Here is a 300-nt window from a genome sequence, read left to right on the forward strand (position 1 = left end):
ATCACCTTAGTATTCTCTACCTGACCACCTGTGTCGGTTATAGGGTACGGGCAACACACACCCTCACGTCGATGCTTTTCTCGGCAGCAGAGGATCACCAGATCACCCCACCCATTGTGGGGCGCCCATCAGCTCTCACACTCCTGTGGGGACGGATTTGCCTACCCCCACGTGCTACAACCTTAGACCACGACAACCATCGCGTGGCCTGGCTACCTTTCTGCGTCACACCTCACGCTGACCGACTCCACACTCAGGTCCTCGCCCACAATGCCAACCAGGCACCCGAAGGCACCACGG

Annotated in this window: 1 rRNA gene; it reads right to left on the minus strand. The window is 58.7% G+C overall.

The features are described from left to right. Positions 1-300 (minus strand): 23S ribosomal RNA (locus tag AC2W7K_RS18070); the annotation flags it as partial.

It is taken from the genome of Brevibacterium sp. LAARM2_SD2 (assembly GCF_057364785.1).